Origin of the sequence: Amycolatopsis sp. NBC_01488, assembly GCF_036227105.1 — a bacterium.
In the GTDB taxonomy this organism is placed as follows: domain Bacteria; phylum Actinomycetota; class Actinomycetes; order Mycobacteriales; family Pseudonocardiaceae; genus Amycolatopsis.
In genome coordinates, this window is the sequence record NZ_CP109434.1 from 3,404,430 (window position 1) to 3,427,091 (window position 22,662).

The following is a 22,662-nucleotide window of genomic DNA, read 5'->3' on the forward strand; positions in this document are numbered from 1 at the left end:
TGCCCCGGCCGGCCCGGGAACGCGTCACCCCGAAGCGCAGGCGCAAACCATCGCCGCACGTTCGTCGCGCACTTCTCCGGCTTCCGGCAAATCGAGCGCGTCGAATTCGTTCTCGGCGGAAACCCAATGCGTGACGGCCCGTTCGTGCTCGCCCATCGCGTGCAGCGTTTCCGCGACACCGCGATGGGCGCGGGCCTGGTAGGCGCGATTTCCGCTGCCGTCAGCCAGGTCCAAAGCCGCTTCGCACGCCGTGAGCGCGTCTCGCCGGGCTCCCCGGGCGAGCGCGGTCGCCCCGCGGTCGAGGTACAGCTGCGTGCGCAGGTCGGCGTCGGGCACGTTCGCCGCCACCTCGCGCGCCTTGTCGTGGTAGCGCACCGCCTGCGGGAACCGGCTCTGCTGCCGGTGCACGTTGCCGATGTTGTTCAGCGCGTAGGCCTCGACGCAGTGGTCGCCGACCTCGGCGGCGTGCGCGTGCGCCTCCGTGTAACTGGCCAGCGCTTCGGTGAGCAGGCCGAGGTTCTCCTGCACCGACCCGAGGTTGTTCAACGCGTGCGCAACGCCCTGGACGTGCCCGACTTCGCGCAGCATCCGCGCCGCCGCCGAGTGCTGGCGCAGCGCGACGTCGAGGTTGCCGTGCAGCTCGTTGAGGTAGCCGAGCATGCTCAGCGCGTGGGCCTCGCCCCGTCGGTCCTCGCTCTGCTCGTACTTCGTCAGCGCGACCTCGAGGTGGGCCATCGCCTGCTCGTGCTTGCCCAGCTCCATCGTCGGGATCGCGAGCGCGCACAGCGTCGCCGCTTCGCCGCGCGGATCGCCGAGGCGACGCCATTTCGGGAGCGCCTGGGCAGCCAGCTCCAGCGCCTCCGAAAGTTGCCCGCGCCGGTCGTGCGCCGTGGCCAGCCGCAGCAGGACGTGCGCCTGGCCGTAGTCGTTGCCCGGATCCGCCGAGACGGTCTCCCAGGCCAGGTCGAGGGTGCCGATCCAGTCCTCGAACTGGTTCGTCGTGTTGAAGTAGCGCCACAGCAGCACGGCCAGCCGCCACGTGTGCTCGGGCAGCTCGTGCCGGGCGGCGTACCGGATCGCGGCCACGAGGTTGTCGCGCTCGGCGGCGATCCACCGCAGCCCGGCGCCGGCGTCGGCGAAGTCCGGCGTCACCGGGCAGGTCCGGTCGGACGCGGGCAGCTGCGCCCGGTCGAACGGGTACGCGGCGCCGACCGCGGCCGCCAGCGTGACGAGGTAGAAGTCGAGCAGCCGCACCAGAGCCGGCTCTGGCGCCGGCGCGTCGGCGGCGAACTCCTTGAGCGGGTCCAGCATCTGGTACCGCTCCGGCGCGGCTTCCTCCAGCAGGCTGACCTCGTGCAGGTCGTCGAGCAGCAGCCGGGCCTCGGCGACGCCGCAGCCGGCGAGCGCGGCGCCGCCCACGACGTCGACGTCCGGCCCGGGCAGGCTGCCGAGCAGCCGGAACATGGCGCGCTGTGGCTCGCCGAGCTGCTGGTAGGACACCCGGACGGCGGCGATGCCGTCCTCTTCGCCCCAGGGGCCGTTCTCTTCGAGCAGGTGGAGCAGGTGCTCCAGCGGCCACCGGTCGTGCCGCCGGAACAGCGCGGCGGCGACCCGGATCGGCATCGGCAGGAACCCGCACCGCTTGACGACCAGCGCGACCTCGGCCGCGCGCCCGCGTACCCGCGGCGGGTCGGCCAGCGCGTGGAACAGTTCGGCCGATTCCTGGGGCGGCAGCGGGGAAAGCCGGATGTGCTCGCCGGTGTCCGCGTCGCCCATCCGCCGGCTGGTGACGATGGCCAGGCAGCCGTCGGCCTCGGGCAGCAATGGCCGGATCTGCTCCGGCGACGCGGCGTTGTCCAGCACGACGAGCGTGCGGGTGCCCCACAACGTCGTCTGGTAGAGCGTGACCTTCCGGCCCACGGTGGCCGGGATCTGCTCGGCCGGCACGCCGAGTTCGACCAGCAGCTCGGTGAGCGCGTCGCCGACGCTGGTCTGGGCCACGCCGGGGGTGAACCCGTTCAGCCGGGCGAGGAGCTGGCCGTCGGGGAAGCGGTCGCGCAGCCGGTGCGCCGACTCGACGGCCAGGCCGGTCTTGCCGACGCCGGGCGCGCCGCTCACCCAGACCGCGCGGCGCCCGGCCGCGGCGGCCGTCTCGAGGGCGGCGAGCTCGGCGGCGCGGCCGGTGAACCCGCCGGGCCGCGACGGCAGTGAGCTGGGCGGTTCGCCGTGTTCGGCGCGCGCGGCGAGGTTGCGCAGCACGGGACCCGGCTCCATGCGCAGCCCGGCGAGAGCGTCGCGGGTGCCGTGGAAGACGCGCAGCGCGCCGACCCGGTCGCCGCCCGCGATCAGGGCGCGCATGAGGAGTTCCGCGTACTTCTGACTGGCCGGGTCGGACCGGACGAGCGGCCGCAGCCGGTCGCGCGCCGAGCGGTGGTCGCCGGTGTCCAGTTCCCATTCGGCGAGGTCTCCGACGGCGTCGGGCAGGCTCTCCTCCGGGAACCCGACCTCGGGGCCGCCGACGCGGTCGATGTCGATGTCCTCGAGGAACCGCCCGCGCCACAGCCCGACGGCCTCCCGCAGCAGCTCGATCTTCCGGCGCGGGTCGTCGGTCCGGCCTGCTTCGGCGCGCAGCCGCTCGAACCGGACGGTGTCGAGCTGGTCCTCGCCGACCCGCAGGAGATAGCCGGTCGGCGTCGTCTCGATGCCCACGCCGACGTCGCGCAACCGCTTGACGTAGCTGCGCACCAGGGTGGGTTTGGTTTCCCGGCCGGTCCAGACGATCTCGGCGAGGCGGGCGCTCGACACCGGCTTGTTCGCGTTCAGGAGCAGCACGACGAGGACGAACCGCTGCTGCTGGTCGCCCAGCGGCACCGGGGCGCCGTCGTGCCACGCCTCCAGCGGGCCGAGCATCCGAAACTCCACGCGGCCTCCCCGGCGTCAGCTTGCTTTCCCCGGATGTGTCGCGCAATCGGCCGTTGGAGTTTCGGTAATCCGCATTTCTTGCACGTTCGATACACACCGGGTTGCCAGACTTCCGCCGGTCGAATCAGGGGTGAAGGAGAAACCGGTATGGGGTCCGACGTGTTGCCGTGTTACGTGGCATGCGACGTATCGCTTTCGATGGCCGACCACATGGAGGAGTTGAACAAGGGACTACGAGAGTTCCGGGGGGCGGTGCACGCCGACGCGTCGGTCGCCGACCGAGTGCTCTGCAGCGTGATCGGCTTCGGGGAGGAGCCGGAGGTGGTGCAGCGGATGCTGCCGATGGACGGCCTGGTGGACCTTCCCGCGCCCGGGGCGTGCGCGGGAACGAACTTCGGGCCGGTCTTCACGTGCTTGCGCTCGGCGATCGACTCTGATGTGGGCGCGTTGGCTGCGCACCGCGTCCGGGTCCACCGCCCGTTGGTGTTCTTCCTTTCCGACGGCCAGCCGACGGACCCGGTGACCTGGCCGTCGGCGTTCTCGTCGTTGTGCGACCCGACCTGGGAGCACCGCCCCCGGGTGGTGGCGTTCGGAGTGGGCGACGCGGACGAGGAGGCGCTGAGCCGCATCGGCACGTTCCGCATGTACCTGAGCCGCGACGGCGTCCGCCTGGGGACGGCGCTGATCGCGTCGGTGATGCACGTTCTGTCCACTTCCGGTCCACCGCCCGGCCGCACGCTGTCCTGAAGGGGGTGCCGGCCATGGAAACGCACTGAAGGAGAAGGACCGTGGAGCGTGCTGAGCTGGTCCAGGAGCTGAAGACGCTGCGCAAGGGCCGAGGGCTGGCCGGCCGCGTCGAGGACCGGGTGGGGCCGCTGTTGCGGTCGGCCTGCGCGGTTTCGGAGGAGGACGGCCTGGTGGCGATCCGGAAGAAGGTGTCGGACCGGTTGACGAAGTGGGCATCGGACCTCCCGGACGACTTGCGCCTGGCGGCGCTGGCGGCCTTCGCGATTTCCGCGGAGGCCCGCCAGCCGCTGTACCAGGACCGCGTCCGTTGGGCGGCCTCGCGGGTGGACCGCGACCCGCGGACGGTCCGCCGCCGCGTGGACGAGGCGATCGACCTGCTGGCGGAGCTGGCATCGTCAACTTCGTCGCCGCCGGCTGTTCCTGGCGATCGCTGGCACACGTTGTCGTTGTCCGTCGCTCTCGTGGTCGACGAGCCGTTGGTTCTCGAGCAGCGTCGGATCGTGGCTGATCAGGACGGTGTCGGGTCGGTCGACTTGGCGGTTTCGCTGCCGGCCGGGCGTGCGGACCTCTCGGTGACGGTCTTGTACGGAGGGACGTTGGTGGACCGGGGGATGGAGACATCCTCGCGTTGGGGCTACGGCCTGGAACTGCCCCGGCCGCTGTCCCGAGGCGAGGTGTGGGAGTGGGCGGTGCTGTTCCGGCCGCCGTCGCTGCGGCCGTACCTGGTTTCGGTGCCGCGGCAGCGATGCGACGAGTTCGACCTGCGGGTTCGCTTCGGCGGTGCTCCCCCTGCGGAGATTTGGGTTCTGGAGGGCGCGTTTCAGCGGGACGTGTCGGATCCGGGGTACCAGGGGCGTCCGGAGCAAGTGGACTCGTCGGGTGAGGTCCACTTGCGATTCCGTGGTCTTGCGCCGGGCCTGGCGTATGGAGCGCGGTGGACGGCCGGGCGACCCGAGCCCAGGACGTAGGAGGACGCGCCGCTCAGGGCAGCTCGGGATCGGCTCCGCGATCCACGAGTGCGCTGCCGGTAAGCCATTGCACCGCGAGGCGGCGCCTGCCGAGGAACTCACGGACCTGACGGAAGCCTGTTCCATCAGTTCGGGCCGAGCCGCCGCTGAGCCCTGAAGTGCCCAGGTGGGTACCATACTGGCCCGTGGTCGCTACCTCGCTCGCGGATTCGCCGCTCGTCGACGTAATCGCCGCCGTGCTGGCCGAACGTGGGCCGATGGCCGAAGAACAGCTCATTGCCGCCCTGTGCGACGGCGGTGTGGCTCTGGACGACGATCCGGAGGAGGCCCTGATCGACGCGTTGGAAGACGGTGAAGGGTTGCTGACGGTGCTCGCGGACGGCAGGTGGGCGTCGGCACCCGCACTGCTGACCGGCCGGGTGTTCACGCATCGGCTGACCGGGCCTGAGGTCGAGCACGGCGTCCTCGGTCTGGAACCCGACCTGACCGTGATCGAGACGCTGGTCCGGCGGGCCGGGCACCAGCGGCTGACGGACGGCTCACCGGTCGTCCCCGTGTTTCCGGACCTCGACGGCGAGACGCCGACGGAGCGAGGTGTCCCGCCGGAGGCGATCGCCGATGGCGGTGCCCTGCTGCTGCCGCCCGGTTGGCTCCGCGAACGGGGGCTGTCCGAGGGCGACGTCGTCGCGTTGCGCGTCGCCGAAGACGGGTTGCTGCTGGAAGCCGGCACCGGCGAGGCTATCCCGGAGGATCGGCCGGCCGCCTTGGGCCGTGCGCTGAAAAATGTGCTGGCCGAGAGCCCTGATAGGCCGGTGGAGCTTCATTCCGCGGTTTGGGCGGCATGTGCGAGCGATCGGGCGTTGTTCACGGAGCCGCTTCTTCCGTTGCGGGAGGCATTGGCTGCCTGCGGGCTGGCGTATGACGACGAATGGCTGGCCCCCGCGGGGTTCGATTTCCGGCGGTGGCGCGCCGGCGTGCGCCGGACGACAATTGCGCGGCAGCATGGCCTCGACGACGAAGCGGCGTTCGCGGTCTTGGCGATCCTCACGTACTACGAGAAGGTTGCCGAGTCGCATGCGGCGGCCTCCGAAAGCCTCGGCAACGGCGTCGTGGCCGCCGGGCTCAGCGCAGCCGTTTCGCGCCTGGCCGAGGTGCCGATCGCCGAGGCGGTCCTGGCCGAGATCCCCGCGACCGACCTGGAGAGTGCGGCGGCGCTGGAAATGTTCGCCGAGACACTCGAGGAGACGGCACCACGCGCGGCCCGGCCGGCGTTGTGGTGGCTGCGAGGCAAAGCCCACGAACGACTGGGTGACGTGGCCGCCGCGCAGGCTGCTTACGAGACCGCCGAGTCGCTGGATCCGCAGTGGTCGCCGGCGCTGTACGCCCTTGCCCGCTTCGCGGGCGAGCGCGGCGACGCCGTCCGAGGACTCGCCTTGCTGCGCCGTGCCGACACCCCGCCGGACGACATTCTGGTCGAACTCCTCGAGCGGTTCCAGGCCGAGCCGCGTTCCGACGTCGGCCGCAACGATCCGTGCTGGTGCGGGTCCGGGCGCAAGTACAAGAAATGTCACCTCCACGGCGAAATGCTGACCTTGGACGAACGGGCGCAGTGGCTTTACCAGAAGGCGGGTCTGTTCCTGGACGACGGTCCATGGAGCACCGCGATGCTGGCGGCCGCCGAGGCGCGAGCCGAGTTCTCCGCCGACGATCCCTATGCCGTGCTCGATGCGCTGGACGACCCGCTGACCGCGGACGCGGTCCTGTTCGAGGGCGGCGCGTTCGCCGAATTTGTGGCCGTCCGAGGCGGCTTGCTGCCCGAGGACGAGCGGCTGCTGGCCGAGCAGTGGCTGCTCGTCGAACGGTCGGTGTTCGAGATCGAGCAGGTCCGTCCCGGCGAGGGCTGCACGGTCCGCGACGTGCGCACGGGCGACGTCCACCAGGTCAACGAACGGATCGGCAGCCTGCAGCTCAAGACAGGCATGCTGATCTGCGCCCGGGTCGTGCCTACCGGCGAGACCGAGCAGATCTTCGGTGGCATCGAGCCGGTCGCGCTGCACGAGCGCGACGCGCTCATCGCGCTCCTGGATTCCTCTCCGGATCCGATCACGTTGATCTCCTTCCTGAGCAGGCGGTTCGCCCCGCCCGTACTGGAAAACGCCGAAGGTGACCCGCTCGTCCTCTGCGAAGTCACCTTGCGGACCGACGACCCGGCGGCGCTCGCCGCCGAACTGGACGAGACCTACGAGCGCGACGACGACACCTGGCACGAGTACGTGACCACCAACGGCACGAAGCGCATACGGGCCACCCTCCGCCTCGACGGCCACGAACTCACAGTGCACGCCAACAGCGACGCCCGCATCGACCGTGTGCTCACAGTTCTCCGCAAGCTCGACCCGAAGCTCACTGTCGTGAACGAGTCCCGCCAACCCGCGCAGGAGGCAGTCCGCAGCTCGTCCTTCGCAGAGTCGCCGCCTCCCTCCGTTCCCGAGGCTGCGGCGATCCTTGACCAGTTCATCCGCGACTACGAGCAGAAGTGGCTCGACGAGCCGATCCCCGCACTCGCCGGGCACACGCCCCGCCAGGCCGCCGCAGATCCAACCCGCCGAGACGACCTGATCCGGCTCCTCGGTTCCTTCCCCGACACTCACGGCGAGCCTGGCGCCATGGATCCCGACCGCCTACGCGCCGCCCTCGGGCTCCAGTAGACACCTACCGGTGAGCTGCGACGGCAGGGCTGTGTCGCCGGATTGTGGTGGTTGACACCGCGCTCGGCCGTTTGGTCGGTGATCGCCTGACACGCAGGAAATCCCGACCGAGTTTGGCGCCAAATTACGTGCTGGTGCTCTATTTCATTCAGTCGTAGCTGTTGGCTCTTGTCGCTCAAACGGCGGTATGATCGCGCGATCAAGTTTGCTTCTGGTGTGGAAGTGAAGAAAGGGAAACACTGGGAACGGCGCGTGATTCCTGGGGATCGCATTCGTACCCGTTTGGCCAGATGACATCAGAGCTGTGAAGAGGTTGGTTGAGAAAGGGGTCGCGTCGGTGGCAGGGAGGCGGGCATGCGTCGAAATGGAGGAGGAGCCGCTGCGACGAACGGCGCGCCCAGCTTGGAAGTGGTGATCTCCGACTTCGGTCGCGCGGTGACTCGAAAACTTCTCACCGGTCACGGTTCCCGGGAAGATCATTTGCGCGGGCCGTTCGAGAAGATGCTTGCAGCGATCGCCGCAAGCGTCGGGTTACCGGTCACGACCATTGGCGAGACGCGCTTGCCGGATTTCTCCCTCCGTCCCGACTACGCGGTCGACGTGGCTGGTGCCCGCGTCGGATACGTGGAGTTGAAGAAGCCAGGGCACGGCGTGCCCGGGACTTGGTCGACGCCCTCTCCGCACGACAATAAGCAATGGGAGAAGTTGCAGTTGCTGCCGAACGTGCTCTACAGCGACGGCGAGCAGTTCGCGCGCTACGAGTTCGGCAAGTTGCGAGGCGAAGTAGCTCGGTTGACGCCCGGGCTTGATCGCGCGGGCGAGAAACTGCATGCGGAGAGCGGCGCTTTCGCCCGCGTCCTGACTGATTTTCTGCTATGGGAACCCGAGCGGCCGCGGTCGCTGAACGGCCTCGTGCGGTTGACATCGAATCTTTGCCGGCTCCTGCGCGACGACGTCACCGTCGAACTGGAGCGGGAGCGAACCGGGCGTGCTCGGCAGCAGACGTTCAGCAGGCTGGCCATGGACTGGCGCCAGGTTCTCTTCCCAAGTCTTACCGATGTCCAGTTTGCGGACCAGTACGCGCAGACGATCACGTTCGCCCTGCTGCTGGCCAGGGTCGAGGGCGTGAGCTTCCAAGGACGTTCGATCGGCGAGATCGCCCGCTTGCTCGGAAAGAAGCATTCGCTGATGGGGCGGGCCCTTACCGTGCTCACCGATCAGCCAGAGGATGAGCTGAGCATCGCGCTCACGACGATGATCAGAGTGCTCAGCGTTGTCGACTGGACGGAGTTTCCCGACGAGTCCTATTCGATGTTGTACGAGAATTTCCTCGAAAACTACGACTCGTCGCTCCGCCGCAAGAGTGGGGTCTATTACACGCCGGCGGCGTTGGTCTCCTTCAGCACCCGCTTCGTGGATGAGGTGCTCCGCAAGCAGCTGGACCGTCGGCTCGGGTTCGCCGAGCGGGACGTGATCGTGGTCGATCCGGCAATGGGAACCGGAAGCTTCCTCGCTGAGGTCGTCAACACAGTCGCCGCGACCATTGCCGTAGAGGAGGGACCTGGCGCAGTCGCGCCACACTTGCGAGAGCTCGCAAGCCGGTTGATCGGTTTCGAGAACCAGGCTGCCCCATACGCGGTCGCCGAGCTACGGGTACACAGCCTGTTGAAGAAGCGGCACCGGTCCGAGGTGCCCCACAGCGAGCGCCGATTTCTCGCGGACACCCTGGACGACCCGGATGCCCAGACTCTGCCGCTGGGCAAGATGTACGAGGCGATTGACCGATCCCGGCGCGGCGCCAACCAGGTGAAGCGCGAAGAGCCCGTCATGGTGGTGATCGGTAACCCGCCCTACGCCGACAAAGCGGGTGGTACCGCACCATGGGTGGAGAAGTCTGGGGCCGGCAGGGATGCTCCGGGCTTGAAAGCGTTCCGAAAGGCGGAGAACGGCCGCCGGGAGTACGTGTTGTCGAACAAGTACGTTTATTTCTGGCGTTGGGCGACGTGGAAGGCGTTCGAGGCGCACCCTGGTCATCCGTCGGGAGTCGTTGCTTTCGTCTGCTCTGCGGGTTTTCTGGCGGGCCCAGGCTTCGCGGGCATGCGTGAGTACCTTCGCCGGACAGCCGACGAAGGATGGATTGTCGACCTCATCCCGGAGGGGCACCAGCCGCCTGTCAACACCAGGTTCTTTCAGGAGAACCAGCAGCCGATCTGCGTCGCGGTGTTCATCCGTCGCGGCGGTCCAGATCCGAAGGTTCCCGCCCGGGTGCACCGCACCTTCGTCGAGAGGACTGTGGGGGACAAGGAAGGTGCGCTGGCAAGTTTGACGATCGGCGATGCGCGGTGGCGGCAATGCGCGAGCGGTTGGGATGCCCCGTTCGACGTCGGCAAGTCCGAATCCTGGTCCGCGATGCCCGCCATCCCGGATCTCATGCCCTGGGCGATACCGGGAGTGAAGCCGAATAGGACTTGGGTCTACGCACCGGAGCCTGAGACGTTGCGTGAGCGCTGGACCACGTTGACTCGAGCGCCGCAGCCTGATAAGCCGTTGCTGTTAAAAGAAACTGACGACAGCAGGGTGAATGCGGAGAAGGCTCGGACACCGGGAATGAATGAGCATTCCGGTTCTATCGGAGCCGAGGTGGGATCGTGTCCTTTGTTGTGCCGTATCGCACACAGGTCCTTCGACAGAAAGTGGGTGATTCCGGACAGTAGACTTCACGACAGGGCGCGGCCGCCGCTATGGTATACGAACTCGGATAATCAGATCTTCGTAGTCGAGCAGCACGCACACCCGTGACTGCGGGGCCGGCATTGGTTTTCTCCGCGCTGATCCCGGACATGCATTTTCATTCGGGCCGTGGCGGCCGGGTGCTGCCGCTGTACCGCGATGCCCAGGCGATCTCGGCCAACGTCAGCCCCGGCCTGCTCGACTATCTCTCGCGACGGCTGAAGTGTGCGGTCACCGGCGAGGACCTGATGGCCTACCTGGCCGCCGTCACTGCACACGAGGGCTTCACCCGCCGCTTCGTCGAGGAATTGAAGCATCCCGGGGTGCGGATTCCCCTGACGGGAAGCCAGGTCTTGTGGCGGACGGCGGTGGACTTGGGCGGGGAGGTGCTTTGGTTGTACACGTATGGTGAGCGAGGGGTGAACCCGGAAGCCGGTCGCCCGGCGGGCGTTCCGAGGATGGATTCCGAGCGGCCGGCTGTGCAACTCGGCATCCCCGACACATCGGATCGGATGCCTGGGAGAATTCGATACGACGAGCCAACCCGTGCGCTGCATGTCGGCGATGGCGTCATCGCTCCGGTTGCCCCGGCTGTTATGGCATTCGAAGTTTCCGGGATGCCTGTTGTGAAGCACTGGTTCGGATACCGGAAGAGGAAGCCGGACGGCACCCACTCGTCCCCGCTCAACGACATCGTCGCCACTAACTGGACTCCTGCCATGACGACTGAGCTACTTGACCTGCTGACGCGCTGGGACGCTGTGTGGCCATTGCGCCCGAGCAAGACAGACTGTTGGCGAAGATCGTTGCCGGCCCTCTGATCACGGTGGAGGATCTCGTGTCGTCGGGGGTCCTGCCCGTGCCCAGCTCGGCGAAGAAGATGCCCAAGCCTGATCAGGAGAGCGATCTCTTCAGCCCTCAAGGCTGAGGTTCGGGCGGGAGCCACCGAGCGACCAGCGTTCGGGGAGTGGCCGCGTCGACATACCAAAGCCGGTGTTCCTGGTCCCATCGGGCCCGGGTCGTTCGCTTGGCTTCTTCCTTCTCCTCGTACGGCACATCCAGGTACAGCCGACCATCGATCAGGGCACCGGGACCGACCTGGGACCGGGACCCGGTTCGCCGACCGGCGCCGTCCCGGTGCCTCGACGCGAGGGGCCGATCCCGGCGTGCCTTGGTCATGATCCGCCGTACCTGCTCACATGCGCTCGCGTCGGTGACCCGCATCATCAAGTCCGTCGGTCCGACGTTCGCGAGGAGATTGAGAGAACCGTGCCACAGCAAGGTCTCATCCACGATGACAACCTTCTCGTGCATCCGTTCCCGGTATGACACCTCGCAACCGGCTTGTCGCAAATCTGCTACGAGCTCGGCTTCGACCGAACCGTCGTCGGGCGGCCGGGTGTAGACCATTACCTGGATTCCGCTGGAGATCCGTGGCTCGAGCTGGCGTAGCCAGTGGCGTACCGATCGTCGGCCGGAGCAATGCTTGAAACCTGTGGATGGCTGGGAAGGGGGCGTACCTTCCCGGTGACCGGTTGAGGTTTCCAAGCATGGCCGACGCGCCAACGTCGGCCGGGAAGGCACGACCCGATGCTGAGCGTAGTCCCTGATCCTGCTGCTGGTGATGACGGTGCGGCGGGCGGCTCGTCCGCGTCGTCGGTGATCGATGAGCTGGTGCGTGAAGGCGCGCGGCGGATGCTGGCCGAGGCGTTGCAGGCCGAGGTCGAGGCCTACATCGCCCGGTTCGCCGGCGAGCGTGATGAGAACGGGCATCGCCTGGTGGTCCGCAACGGTCACCACGAACCGCGCGAGGTGCTGACCAGCGCGGGCGCGGTGCAGGTGACCGCGCCGCGGGTCAACGACAAGCGCATCGACCCCGACACCGGCGAACGCGAGCGGTTCTCCTCGGCGATCCTGCCGCCGTGGGCACGCAAGACCCCGAAGATCACCGAGGTGCTGCCGCTGCTGTACCTGCACGGCCTGTCCTCGGGGGACTTCGTGCCGGCGCTGGGTCAGTTCCTCGGGTCGGCGAAGGGCCTGTCGGGTCCGGTGATCACGAAGCTGACCGAGCAGTGGAAGGCCGAACAACGCGCCTTCGCCGAACGTGATCTGTCCACTGTGGACTTTGTTTATCTGTGGGCGGACGGGATCCACGTCAACATCCGCCTGGAAGAGCAGAAACTGTGCCTGCTGGTGATGATCGGGGTGCGCGCCGACGGCCGCAAGGAGCTCGTCGCGCTGGCTGACGGGTACCGCGAGTCGGCCGAGTCCTGGGCGGATCTGCTGCGCGATGCCCGCCGCCGCGGGATGCGTGCCCCGGTGCTGGCCGCGGGCGACGGGGCACTGGGGTTCTGGGGCGCGCTGCGGGAGGTGTTTCCCGAGACCCGGGAGCAGCGCTGCTGGTTCCACAAGATCGCCAACGTGCTGGCGGCGCTGCCCAAGTCCGCGCATCCCGGGGCGAAGAAGGCCCTCGCGCAGATCTGGAACGCCGAAGACCGCCGGCACGCCCTGGACGCGGTGAAGGCGTTCGATGCCGCCTACGGCGCGAAGTTCCCCAAGGCCGCCGCCAAGATCACCGACGACATTGACGTGCTGCTGGCGTTCTACGACTATCCGGCCGAGCACTGGATCCACCTGCGGACCACGAACCCGATCGAGTCAACCTTCGCCACCGTGCGGCACCGCACCAAGGTCACCAAGGGTCCTGGCTCCCGCGCGGCGGGGTTGGCGATGGCATTCAAGCTCATCGAAGCGGCCCAGGCTCGCTGGCGCGCGGTCAACGCGCCCCACCTGGTCGCCCTCGTCCGTGTCGGCGCACGGTTCGAGGCAGGCAAACTCGTCGAACGCCCCACCGAACACACCCCACCCGCAGCCGCCTAAAAGATCTTCATCCACAGGTCTTGACTATTGCTCTCGCTCGGAGGGTCGATGCTACTGATGCCCTCGCCGGGGCCAGGCGGTTCCGTCGTGCCGTAGCACCGGTGTATCTGCGACGCAACCAAGAGGACGTACTCACCGAGTTGCCCGAAAAAATCGAGGTCGAGGACTGGGTGCGGTTCACCTCTGCTGATGACGCCGCCTACGCCGCGACCGTGCGATCGCGCAATCTGATGCAGATGCGTCAGGCGGCTTTCCACGCTACCGAACCCGCCAAACTCGATCGGCTCGCCGAAATCGTGGACGAGGCCCGCGAGGACGGTCACAAGGTCGTGGTGTTCTCCAACTTCCTCAAGGTTCTCGACACCATTCGGAAGAGGCTCGGAGACGCGGCGATGGGGCCACTGACCGGATCGGTGGCACCGCCGGCGCGACAAGAACTCGTCGATGCTTTCACCCGGCACGAGGGGCACGCCGTGTTGCTCAGCCAGATCGAAGCCGGCGGTGTGGGGCTGAACATCCAGGCTGCATCCGTGGTGATCATCGCCGAGCCACAGTGGAAGCCCAGCATCGAGGAACAAGCGATCGCCCGCGCCTACCGGATGGGGCAAATCCGCAAAGTGCAGGTGCATCGCTTGCTTGCCAAGAGTAGCGTCGACGAGCGCCTCCGCGAGATTCAGGAGCGCAAGAGCTTGCTCTTTGCCGAGTTCGCGCGCAAAAGCGATGCCAAGGAAGCGGACAGCCGAGCTGTCGACACCAGCGAGCATCGACCGGCCGTCCTCGACGACGAGGCCGTGCCTCTGGAACGACGCATTGTCCTCGCTGAGCAGCACCGACTCGGGATCATCTGACGAAACGAACCATCGATCATCCGGCGAAACCGAGAGAGGACAGAACGTTGGTCGCGGCTCGCGAGACGACACTGCAGGAACTCCTGGAGGGATCCAAACAGTACCAGGTTCCGCTGTACCAGCGGACGTACTCCTGGAAAACCGCGCAACTGGACCGGTTGTGGGAGGACATCACCCAGCTCGCTGCCGACCGGGCGAAAGACCCTGAGCTCACCCACTTCATTGGTTCCGTAGTGCTCGCGCCCAGCCCGTCCAACGGTCCCACCGGAGTGCAGGAGTTCCTGGTGATCGATGGACAGCAGCGCCTGACCACGCTGTCCATCCTGCTCTGCGCCATTCGTGACCAGCGGGCCAAGGAAGACGGCGCGGAGCACCGGGAGCGCATCGACCAGCAGTACCTCGTCAACAGATGGAAGCCTGAGCGGCAGCGGCTCAAGCTCGTACCCACTCAGGCGGATCGGCCTGCTTATCAGGCCTGTCTCGACTCCGCCCCGCAAGCGGGCGGGACCGATCCCATCGGTGCCGCGTACCGGCACTTTTCCTCGAAGCTCGCCGCGGCGGACGATCCGGAAGACCCCGAAGACATCGAGCGGATCGAAGACGCCGTGATCTCCGGGCTCGCTCTGGTTTCGGTCACGGCGCAGCGCGGCGACAACCCGCACCGCATCTTCGAGTCATTGAACAACACTGGACTGAGCCTCAGCCAAGCCGATCTCCTGCGGAACTACCTGTTCATGCGGTTGCCCACGCGTGGTGAAGCCGTCTACCAATCGCTGTGGCTGCCGCTGCAGCAGCACCTTGACCGCGACCAGCTCGAGCTGCTCTTCTGGCTCGATCTCGTGCAACGCGATCCGCGGATCAAGCAGACCGACACCTACGCCGGCCAGCAGCGCCGTCTCGATCGGATGCGCACCGAGGAAGAGATCGAGCAGGAGGTAGCGCGGCTCTGCCGGCTCGGACAGCTCCTGCGCACGATTCTCGATCCGTCCCTTGAACCAGATACGGCTGTGCGGCAACGGTTGGCCCGACTCCACGCGTGGGGTACCACGACCGTCTACCCGGTACTGCTCTACCTGCTCGATCGGCGGGATCGCGGCTCGGCCGACTCAACGCAGATCGCCACGGCGTTGCTGTACCTGGAAAGCTACTTCGTCCGCCGCCTCCTGGTCGGCCGTGCCACGGCCAACATCAACCGCGTCCTGCTCGCGATCGTCACGGAAATGGATGCTGAGCAGCCGGTCGATCAGGCCTTGCACCGCTACCTGTCGACCGGCCGCAAGTATTACGCGACCGACCAGGAACTCCGGGCGGCGATCCGGTCGATTCCTTACTACTTGAACGGCCGGGCACGTCAGCGTTCTCTGGTGCTGAGTTGGCTGGAGGAGACCTATGCCAGCAAAGAGCCGCTCGCGCTTTCGGATCTCACCATCGAGCACGTGCTTCCCCAGACGCCTACCGACGACTGGCGGCAGATGCTGGGTGAAGACCTCGAAGCCGGCGAGGAGTTCGGCCAAGCACATGAGGCTCTCGTGCACACCCTGGGGAACCTCACCCTCACTGGATACAACGCCAAACTGAGCAACAGCTCGTTCCCCGTGAAGCGGCCGCAGCTGGCCGCCAGCGGCGTGCGTATGAACCAGGAGATCGCAGAGCAGGAGCGTTGGAGCCGTCCGCAGATTCACGCCCGCGCCGACGCATTGGCCGAACGCGTGATCGCCGCTTGGCCCGCTCCCGCCGAACGTGCCGCCGAAAACTCCGGCCCGGCGTGGGACTTGATCAATCAAGTGCTGGCCGCTCTGCCCGCCGGTTCGTGGACAACTTACGGCGATCTCGCGGCATTGATCGGAAGCCATGCGGTTGCCGTCGGGCAGCGTTTGACGACAGCAGCCATCCCCAATGCCCATCGGGTGCTGCAGTCGGACGGCAAGTTGTCGCCGAACTTCGCCTGGGTCGACCCGTCGCGAACCGAGGACCCAGGAGCTTTGCTCAAGGCGGAGGGCCTGCCATTCGATTCGCAAGGGCGGGCGGAACCCGAAAAGCGTTTTGCCACCGACCAGCTCGCCGAGCTGCTCGGTGCCGAGATCCCGGACCGGATGCCGGAGATCCCTCCCGGTCAGAACCCTCAGCTACGCGACCGGTTCCGCGCTCAGCTCCTCGATCGACAGGGTCCGGACATCACCCGTGCGGTAGCCGAAGTGATCAACGCGTGGGCGGACCTTGGTGGTCATCTGGAGTACGGGATCGAGGAGGAGACTTCGTGCTTCCTCATGTCGCGGGTCAAGTCCGAACCGGGAGGCGACATCTGGCCCGCCGTCGTTTACCCGAGCGGCAGGTTCGAGATCGTGTTCCAGCACCTCGTCATCCGTGTGCCCTTCCACGAGCGCAGCCGGCGCGAGGAACTCCGGCAACGGCTGAACCAGATCGACGGGGCCGACCTTCCCGAGACGAAGCTCGAGCAGCGTCCCGGCTTCCCGCTCGAAGTGCTCGCAGACCAGGCCAAGCGGCAAACGCTCGTCGAGGTTCTCGGCTGGTTCCACAATCTGGCCCGAAGCGATGCTCTTGCGAGTGACGGTCCGGCAGTTTGGTAGAGCAAGGTGGCGGCAGTCCGCAGCCTTTGAGGCGCTGTGGCCGGTGACAGTGGCATCGACCAGAAACGCGGGACGGACACAACCACGCCGCAGCGATTGTCAGTACGCCGGACCGCGAGGCGACCACGCTGTTCAACCCGGCGATAGTCGAGCCCGGCGGCGAGGTCAACTAGCAGTAGGGGGCTGGCTGTCGTTCTTCGACGTCCGCGTCAGTGCGCAACATGTTCGCCCGAGTTCGGCGCGCCGAACTCGGGCGACGAAACTTTCGTGCCCCTTCTTGTAGAGGTTCGGGTCCGAGCACCCAAGCGAATGGGCGCTGCGTCCTGACCTGACCCGCTCTAGCGCTTCGGACAGCTCCGCGAGCCCGCCCGGTCCGGAGGCCCCACCCTCGCGTTTACCGGGCCGCCCTCGCGCACCTCAGCGATGAACGCGTTCGCCGCGTCCAATCGGAAGGGGCGACACGTGCCGGACTGCGGCCATCACCCTGTATTTGCTCACGCCGAAATTGCACTCGTCGGTCATCGCGGCCGGAAATTCGGCTGTCGCCTTCGTGACGGCACCATCGAGGCCAGTGGTTCGCCCTTGGGGTCGGCCAGGCCGGTCTCGTGCAGGTACTAGAGGAACAACCCCGCGTTTTGGCCGCGAGAACGGCGGTGGCGTTCGAGGCAGGCGCGAGAGCAGAAATCCCGGACCAGCGAGGCCAACCAGTAGACGAGCCACAAGTAGTGAGGGGAGCCTGGTCGGCTGCCGGATTCATCGATCGTCCGTACAACGGCCCAGGTGCACGGCCGTACCCGGAGCACACCGCAAGGTCTCTCGCCACCAGTATTTCGGCTGGTAGGCGGGCGACGTGCACTGTCCTTGGCGGTGCCCCCGGCAGGATTCGAACCTGCGACACCCGCTTTTGTGGATCATGCTTGCCATCGACCGTCGATAGTGATCGACATACTCCGCCACCTGGCGATCCTTCGGCTACGGCGAGCCTGTACCCCGTGGTCATTTGTGGTCATCTCGCGACCATTGGCAAGGGTAAAGCGTGGGCGACGGGCGTGGTGTTCGGTGTTCGGTCACGACAGAACGCCGAACACCTGACCCGAGGGCCCCTTGCACTTATTCGGTGCCTCTCCGACCTTGCGATCATCGCCCCTTTCCCTTTGCAGCAGGAGAAACCCCCATTGATGATCATGGTCATTGGCTGTCGTTCGCTGGTGCGGTGTGGGCAAAATGTGGGTTCCGGTCGTCGCTGCCTGCTGGCTTGCGTCGGCAAGACTAGCGCTTCGAACGCGTGTTCGCTGTGGGTAGTGGTGGCACTACCTATGGGTGACCCCGTCACCCATAGGTACTACATGTGGTGTCGGTCCCTGAAAATGTCCGTGATGTGGGTTACGCTTCCAGTGACGCGAACAGGAAAGACCCCGACCGGGGTCGACACCTCGGTCGGGGCCAGTGCATTGGCGATGCTCTGCGACCGTACCGGCCGGTAGCGGTTGGCGACAAGAGCCATCCGTAGGCGTGGTGTACGAGTTCGCAGGTGGGACATCCTTCAATGTCGTTTGAAATCAAGTTTGACCACGGAGCCTTCGACCGGGCAATGAGAGACGCAGTCAGAGACGGTGTCGAGTCGATCAGGAACGACTATCAGGCGCTGTTCGATCGTCTCTCGCAGACTCACAAGGGCCGCCCCGTGGCGGAGATCGAGTCCCTGCTCACTGCGGAGTTTCGTCAGCGTGGCGGTGACATGCCTCCGGCGGAGGTCAAGCAGTACGCGGAGTGGGTCGCAGAAGGACGGCACATCGAATTCCAACTCGACAGTAGAGGTCTTTAGCCTGCTGGTTTTCAACTAGTGGGTGGCCTCTTCGCCATCTCGTCGACCTGACAGCGCCGGGTCAAGGGGGCGCCTTCAGCCTTGCTGAGCGCGCTGCAGCGAGTCGCCCCCTTGACCTTGCGCTCCGGCGTAGCTGTGAATCTCTAGGATCTCATCATGAACGCGATCGCGACGGCTAGCCTTGCCACCTGGCTTGCATCGATGAATCCGCAGGTCGAAGCAGCTGTTATCTCGGCTTCCGCCACGATCGTCGGCCTGGCTGGGACGACCGCCGTGGGGTTCTTTGGGTTTCGGCATGCACGGTGGGTTGCTGGAGCGACACTCGACGGACAGCGTCAACGCGACGTCGACGAACGTCGGTTTGCTGTATACGAAGATGCGGTGAAGTACCTGCTGCGGCTTACCCGTCTTCGCCCGCAGAACTACAACTTCTGGCCTGAGATTAGTGGGTTTCCAGCAGAGCCTGAGGTCCCTGCCGAAGAGCAGGCAGAAGTCGACGCGCGGATCGTCGCGTGGGCATCTGACGAGATCAGGACACTGTGGGAGGAGATGCGAGACGGCGATCATGCCGTGGACGTTGGCCGCCAGCATCTGGCTATTTTGAGCGGTAAGACAGACCTTGTTCCGGCATCCCCGCCTTCTCCTGATTATCTCGAACAAACCAGAGATAAGATCAACACCTCCACCCATGAAGCGCATCGGCGGAGGCAAGCAACCATCGAGGCAATCCGGAAAGAGCTGATCGGGTCGCAGCCTTCGAAATAACCAACTAGTGGGTGGCCTCTTCGCCATCTCGTCGACCTGGCAATGCCCGATCGCGCCGGGTCAAGGGGGCACCTTCCGCCCGGCTGAGCGCGTCTCTGAGAGTCGCCCCCTTGACGCGGTGTGATAGCCCTCCGGGAGGTCGGCGAGATGGCGACAGGCCGCTCACGGACGCGACTTGCGCGCACGGCGGGCCATCTCGGAGACCTGCCCGTCCGGCGAGGACATTCTCTTCTTCTTGAGCTGCGGTCCCCGGTGCAGCCGCCGGCTGGTCGCGTGGGTGCCGGAGGCGGGCCCCGCGCGTGCCAGCCGATAGCGGCGCGGCCCCGGAGGGGCCGCCTTGAACAAGAAAAGAAACTCTGAACACACCGATCCCGTGGGGCGGGCTTCGGTCACGGCGACTCGGTCGGCTGAGAGCGGATCTGGGTGATGTGGCCTTTGCTGATGCCGAGAGAAGCGGCAATCTCGGTGTAGCTCATCCCGGCGTCGTGGGCCTGCTCGAATCGCGTCCTTGCGTAGACGTGACCGCTCGGCCATCCGGTCCCGGTAGGTCTCGATCAGTGCCGTTGAACGCTTCGCCCGGCGGATCGGGTCGGGGTCTTGGCGAACGCGGTCGAACTCGTCCGCTTCCACGATTCCCGGGTCCTAATTGGTCGGAATCAGGCGGCTGTCGTAGCCTGCCGCGATCAGTCTGTTGTACGCCGCCTCGACGTCGGCCGGGATGTCCTGGGGGATCGCATACCCGGCGTCGGCGTAGATCGTCAGCCGTTGGGTGTCGCCGACGAGCATGTCGATCACTCGCTTGGGGTCGCCGATGCTCTCGACGTAGTCGGCCAGTGGCTGCTGAATCGCGGAACAGAGGAAGTCGACCTCTGGCCATAGCTTCTTCGCGGTCGTATAGGCCCGGCGCTGCTGGTACGGCCGACTGAGGATCAGGGCAATGCTGACCTCGGTCCCGTGCTGGCGGAGTAGGTCTCGGGTGAACTCGAAGTTCTCCGCCGTGTTCGTGGCCTTCGGCTCAACGAGAATGGCGGAGTCCGGGACGCCCCTGTCCATCGCGATCTCTCGATAGTGGACGGCCTCGCCGCGAGGAAACCGGTCGACTGTGGTCGGTGCGTTGGCGCCGGTGAAGGCGATCAGCGGGAAGAGGTGCCGGCCGTACAGCTCGGCCGCGTAGACAGCGACGCTCGGGTCATGGCTTCCGAGTCCGATCGCGACATCGACGGGGCATAGGGGGTCGTCGATGCGGTGGAAGTTCCACAACGTCTCGACGTCTTCCCGAAGCTCATGGGGGATTTCCGTCGTCGGCGTCGGCACAGGCGTCTCCTCGCGGACTAATCGGGGATCTCGAACGTGTACGACCAGGCGAATCGGGAAGCCGCGTGAACCCCGCGTGCGAACTCGACCGGCGTGCCGTCCGCCGTTCGGGTTGTGCGCTCCAGGATCATCACGGGCTCACCGGCGGGGAGTTCCAGTTGATCGATCTCCTCGGGGGTCGGCATCCGGGAGTGGAACGTCTCGGTCATGCTGTCGGGCTCCAGCCCCTGGAGCGTGAGTACGGCGAAGCCGCCGCCGGGGGTCGCCGTTCCGGGTTTCGGGTCGACGATCGGCGTGTTCTCGACGTGCTCGGGTCGGTAGTAGCTGGTGAGCGTGTGGGTCGGGTGGCCGTCCTGCTTGACGAGTCGTGCGCGCTCGTAGACGGGGCTCCCGGGTTCGATGCCGAGGGCGCTCGCGACGTCGGCGTCAGCTTCGACCTTGCGGACCTGGTTGGTCTGGTCGTTCCTGTTCCATGCCTGCCCGGAAGCTTCGCGGTCGGCGGCGAACGCCACGAGTCCGAACTTCCACTTGCTCTTGGCGTAGCGCTCCACACCGAGACGCTTCATCGGCGGCCGCGCCCGAACCACGGTGCCGCGCCGACGCACGGACGTCACGAGCCCTTCGGACTCGAGAACGCTGATGGCCTTCCGCACCGTGTTGACGTTGATGTCGTACTGGACGGCAAGGTCGTCCTGCTTCGGAAGCGTGCTGTCCGGCGGGTAGTCACCATCCTTGATGGCGTCCCTGAGCAGCGAGGCCAGGTCGCGGTAGCCGATCGTCAAGCCGCCTCCTCTCGATGGGCGATAACCCTATCTCTACCTGCAGTCTACCGTCATGGCGAACTGATAGAGATAGTTCTATTGACAGTTGCCGTCGCACTGTGTGTAATAGAGATAGTTCTAACGACGACCTAGGAGGCGGCATGCAGGACATCCCGTTCGTCAGCTCGGGCTACCGGTTCATGGTCACGGAGGCCCCGACGATGAAGATGCGCGAGATCAAGGGGGAGCTGCAGCCCGCGACGGACCGGGACGGCGTTCCGGCGTTCGTGGTGATGCTGTTCGCGAAGCCGCGTCCGGTGGAGGGGCGTCGGCCGGGCAAGGGCGAGGAGATCAAGGTGACGCTTGCGACGGACCCGGGGGAGGGGTTCGACGAGGGCACCTACGTGGAGCTGATCGACCCGGTGTTGAACACGTGGCAGACGACGGGGGATGACGGCCGGATCACCGGCTCGGGTCTGTGGTTCAAGGCGATGGGTCTCAAGCCCGCCGGGTCGGGTGCTGCGCAGCGCGCCGCCTGATGCCGGCCGAATGACCGGTGGGTGACCGGTTCGCGCGGCTACCTCCCCGGCTGTCGCGTCATCACCACCCTGGAGCCCTTCCCAAATAGGTTGGCTGCCCGTTTTCGAGTCGGGCAAGGGCACTTCTTGTTCTTTGACAAATGCACAGTGGGCCGATCCATGCCTAAAACCGCGCTGTTTGTGGTGGCGCGCCTCGATTCCCGGCCGGACACGTCGTCCGGGAGTTCTGGGGTTCTACCACGGAGTTTCGAGCGGAAGGAGTAGGCGAATGGGTGGCGCAATGAACGCGGTTCGGGGTGGGTTGTCGTCGTACGACCCCCATGGCCCGAAGCGGGGTTCCTGAGACCAACCACGTCTGTTCGGCAAGTTTCTGGCTGTCGCCGACACGGATTGCCACGTGCACCGTGTGCGGCCGCCAGTGGCACATGTGAGGAGGAGGAGCAGTGACGTACGTGTTTTGGGCGGTCCTGGTGGGACTGCTGATGTGGGCGGTCCCGGTGTTCGGGGTTCTCGCGCTGGTCTCGGGGCTGGCGCTGGCGTGGAAGGCCGGACGGTGAGCCGCCCGGTGAAGGTCGGCGTGGTGATTCGCATGCTGGCCGCCCGGCTGGAGCGGGAACGAGCCGCCGCGATGACGGAACCGACCGAAGACCTGGGCTGGCAGGCCGGGTTTTGCGAGGGCCTGAAGCACGCGCAGCACGTGATCCGGAGCGGAGGCTGACATGTCGGAAATCCTGGCGATCATCACGGCGGCGAACGAGGCGTACCGCGCGTTCGTCGCCTCCGAGCCGGATCGGGACATCAAGGTCGCGGTCGGAAACGCGGTGCGCTTCCTGGCAGCAGACCTCACCTCGGCGGCCGAGCTGGTCGCCACGACACGCGAAGGGTAGAGGCGAATGCAGGAGATTCAGGCGATTGTGGACGCGGCAACCGCTGCGTTCGAGAACTTCCACGCCACCGACGCCCCGGCCGAGGCGAAGAGGCAGGCCGGTCGGTGGGTCGCCGGGATGGTCGGTGAGCTGTCCAACCTCGCGTGGCAGTTGGAGCACAACCCAGGACGGTGGAGCTGA

The 22,662-nt window shown here is 66.5% G+C and carries 17 protein-coding genes; 13 read left to right on the forward strand and 4 right to left on the reverse strand.

The window, feature by feature from the left end; translation table 11 throughout:
* Positions 1 to 24: 24 nt before the first annotated feature.
* Positions 25 to 2,922, reverse strand: a complete 2,898-nt coding sequence (locus OG738_RS16560) for an AfsR/SARP family transcriptional regulator (protein WP_329054934.1) — start codon at positions 2,920 to 2,922, stop codon at positions 25 to 27.
* Between the two features lie 210 nt (positions 2,923 to 3,132).
* On the opposite strand from OG738_RS16560, the gene OG738_RS16565 reads away from it, so the two are divergent.
* The 5 genes from OG738_RS16565 (at position 3,133) to OG738_RS16585 (ending at position 10,896) form a co-directional block, all read left to right on the forward strand.
* Complete coding sequence (locus tag OG738_RS16565) at positions 3,133 to 3,669, forward strand: vWA domain-containing protein (RefSeq protein ID WP_329054936.1); 537 nt, start codon at positions 3,133 to 3,135, stop codon at positions 3,667 to 3,669.
* Positions 3,670 to 3,710: 41 nt separating this feature from the next.
* Positions 3,711 to 4,637, forward strand: a complete 927-nt coding sequence (locus OG738_RS16570; protein ID WP_329054938.1) for a hypothetical protein — start codon at positions 3,711 to 3,713, stop codon at positions 4,635 to 4,637.
* 185 nt (positions 4,638 to 4,822) lie between these two features.
* Positions 4,823 to 7,345, forward strand: a complete 2,523-nt coding sequence (locus OG738_RS16575) for an SEC-C metal-binding domain-containing protein (RefSeq protein WP_329054939.1) — start codon at positions 4,823 to 4,825, stop codon at positions 7,343 to 7,345.
* A 411-nt stretch (positions 7,346 to 7,756) separates the two neighbouring features.
* A complete protein-coding gene (locus OG738_RS16580) occupies positions 7,757 to 10,144 on the forward strand; it encodes a type ISP restriction/modification enzyme (protein ID WP_329054941.1) in 2,388 nt (795 codons plus the stop codon).
* Entirely contained in the window at positions 10,141 to 10,896 is a 756-nt protein-coding gene (locus OG738_RS16585) for a type ISP restriction/modification enzyme (protein ID WP_329054943.1), read from the forward strand. The genes OG738_RS16580 and OG738_RS16585 overlap by 4 nt, the downstream gene beginning before the upstream one ends.
* 97 nt (positions 10,897 to 10,993) lie before the next feature.
* On the opposite strand, the gene OG738_RS16590 is transcribed toward OG738_RS16585, so the two are convergent.
* The gene (locus OG738_RS16590; RefSeq protein ID WP_329054944.1) at positions 10,994 to 11,485 is read right to left on the reverse strand and encodes a DUF5710 domain-containing protein; all 492 of its coding nucleotides are present in this window, start codon (positions 11,483 to 11,485) and stop codon (positions 10,994 to 10,996) included.
* Between the two features lie 180 nt (positions 11,486 to 11,665).
* Between OG738_RS16590 and OG738_RS16595 the strand changes: the two genes are divergently transcribed.
* The 4 genes from OG738_RS16595 to OG738_RS16610 all read left to right on the forward strand — a co-directional run bounded on the left by OG738_RS16595 (position 11,666) and on the right by OG738_RS16610 (position 18,981).
* Complete coding sequence (locus OG738_RS16595; protein ID WP_329054946.1) at positions 11,666 to 12,955, forward strand: IS256 family transposase; 1,290 nt, start codon at positions 11,666 to 11,668, stop codon at positions 12,953 to 12,955.
* 101 nt (positions 12,956 to 13,056) lie between these two features.
* The gene (locus tag OG738_RS16600; protein WP_329054947.1) at positions 13,057 to 13,803 is read left to right on the forward strand and encodes a C-terminal helicase domain-containing protein; all 747 of its coding nucleotides are present in this window, start codon (positions 13,057 to 13,059) and stop codon (positions 13,801 to 13,803) included.
* Positions 13,804 to 13,850: 47 nt separating this feature from the next.
* Positions 13,851 to 16,391, forward strand: a complete 2,541-nt coding sequence (locus tag OG738_RS16605) for a GmrSD restriction endonuclease domain-containing protein (RefSeq protein ID WP_329054948.1) — start codon at positions 13,851 to 13,853, stop codon at positions 16,389 to 16,391.
* Between the two features lie 1,981 nt (positions 16,392 to 18,372).
* Complete coding sequence (locus tag OG738_RS16610; RefSeq protein WP_329054950.1) at positions 18,373 to 18,981, forward strand: hypothetical protein; 609 nt, start codon at positions 18,373 to 18,375, stop codon at positions 18,979 to 18,981.
* Positions 18,982 to 19,623: 642 nt separating this feature from the next.
* On the opposite strand, the gene OG738_RS16615 is transcribed toward OG738_RS16610, so the two are convergent.
* Together OG738_RS16615 and OG738_RS16620 are read right to left on the reverse strand one after the other, a co-directional pair.
* Positions 19,624 to 20,295, reverse strand: coding sequence for a YdcF family protein (locus OG738_RS16615; protein ID WP_329054952.1), 672 nt, complete (start codon positions 20,293 to 20,295; stop codon positions 19,624 to 19,626).
* A gap of 17 nt (positions 20,296 to 20,312) precedes the next feature.
* Positions 20,313 to 21,077 carry a GntR family transcriptional regulator gene (locus tag OG738_RS16620; protein ID WP_329054953.1) on the reverse strand — a complete coding sequence of 255 codons (765 nt, stop codon included), beginning with the start codon at positions 21,075 to 21,077 and terminating at the stop codon, positions 20,313 to 20,315.
* A gap of 140 nt (positions 21,078 to 21,217) precedes the next feature.
* Between OG738_RS16620 and OG738_RS16625 the strand changes: the two genes are divergently transcribed.
* The 4 genes from OG738_RS16625 to OG738_RS16640 all read left to right on the forward strand — a co-directional run bounded on the left by OG738_RS16625 (position 21,218) and on the right by OG738_RS16640 (position 22,662).
* The gene (locus OG738_RS16625) at positions 21,218 to 21,595 is read left to right on the forward strand and encodes a hypothetical protein (protein WP_329054954.1); all 378 of its coding nucleotides are present in this window, start codon (positions 21,218 to 21,220) and stop codon (positions 21,593 to 21,595) included.
* Between the two features lie 565 nt (positions 21,596 to 22,160).
* Positions 22,161 to 22,313 (forward strand): hypothetical protein, encoded by a 153-nt coding sequence (locus tag OG738_RS16630; protein WP_329054956.1) that lies wholly within the window; start codon positions 22,161 to 22,163, stop codon positions 22,311 to 22,313.
* Between the two features lies 1 nt (position 22,314).
* Positions 22,315 to 22,482, forward strand: coding sequence for a hypothetical protein (locus OG738_RS16635; RefSeq protein WP_329054958.1), 168 nt, complete (start codon positions 22,315 to 22,317; stop codon positions 22,480 to 22,482).
* A 6-nt stretch (positions 22,483 to 22,488) separates the two neighbouring features.
* Positions 22,489 to 22,662, forward strand: a complete 174-nt coding sequence (locus OG738_RS16640) for a hypothetical protein (RefSeq protein WP_329054959.1) — start codon at positions 22,489 to 22,491, stop codon at positions 22,660 to 22,662.

Excerpts from the sequence above, each read along its gene's own strand:
- OG738_RS16565 (WP_329054936.1), top strand. The coding sequence starts at position 3,133 with ATGGAGGAGTTGAACAAGGGACTACGAGAGTTCCGGGGGGCGGTGCAC.
- OG738_RS16590 (WP_329054944.1), bottom strand. The coding sequence starts at position 11,485 with ATGGTCTACACCCGGCCGCCCGACGACGGTTCGGTCGAAGCCGAGCTC.
- OG738_RS16595 (WP_329054946.1), top strand. The coding sequence starts at position 11,666 with ATGCTGAGCGTAGTCCCTGATCCTGCTGCTGGTGATGACGGTGCGGCG.
- OG738_RS16610 (WP_329054950.1), top strand. The coding sequence starts at position 18,373 with ATGAACGCGATCGCGACGGCTAGCCTTGCCACCTGGCTTGCATCGATG.
- OG738_RS16625 (WP_329054954.1), top strand. The coding sequence starts at position 21,218 with ATGCAGGACATCCCGTTCGTCAGCTCGGGCTACCGGTTCATGGTCACG.
- OG738_RS16635 (WP_329054958.1), top strand. The coding sequence starts at position 22,315 with ATGTCGGAAATCCTGGCGATCATCACGGCGGCGAACGAGGCGTACCGC.
- OG738_RS16640 (WP_329054959.1), top strand. The coding sequence starts at position 22,489 with ATGCAGGAGATTCAGGCGATTGTGGACGCGGCAACCGCTGCGTTCGAG.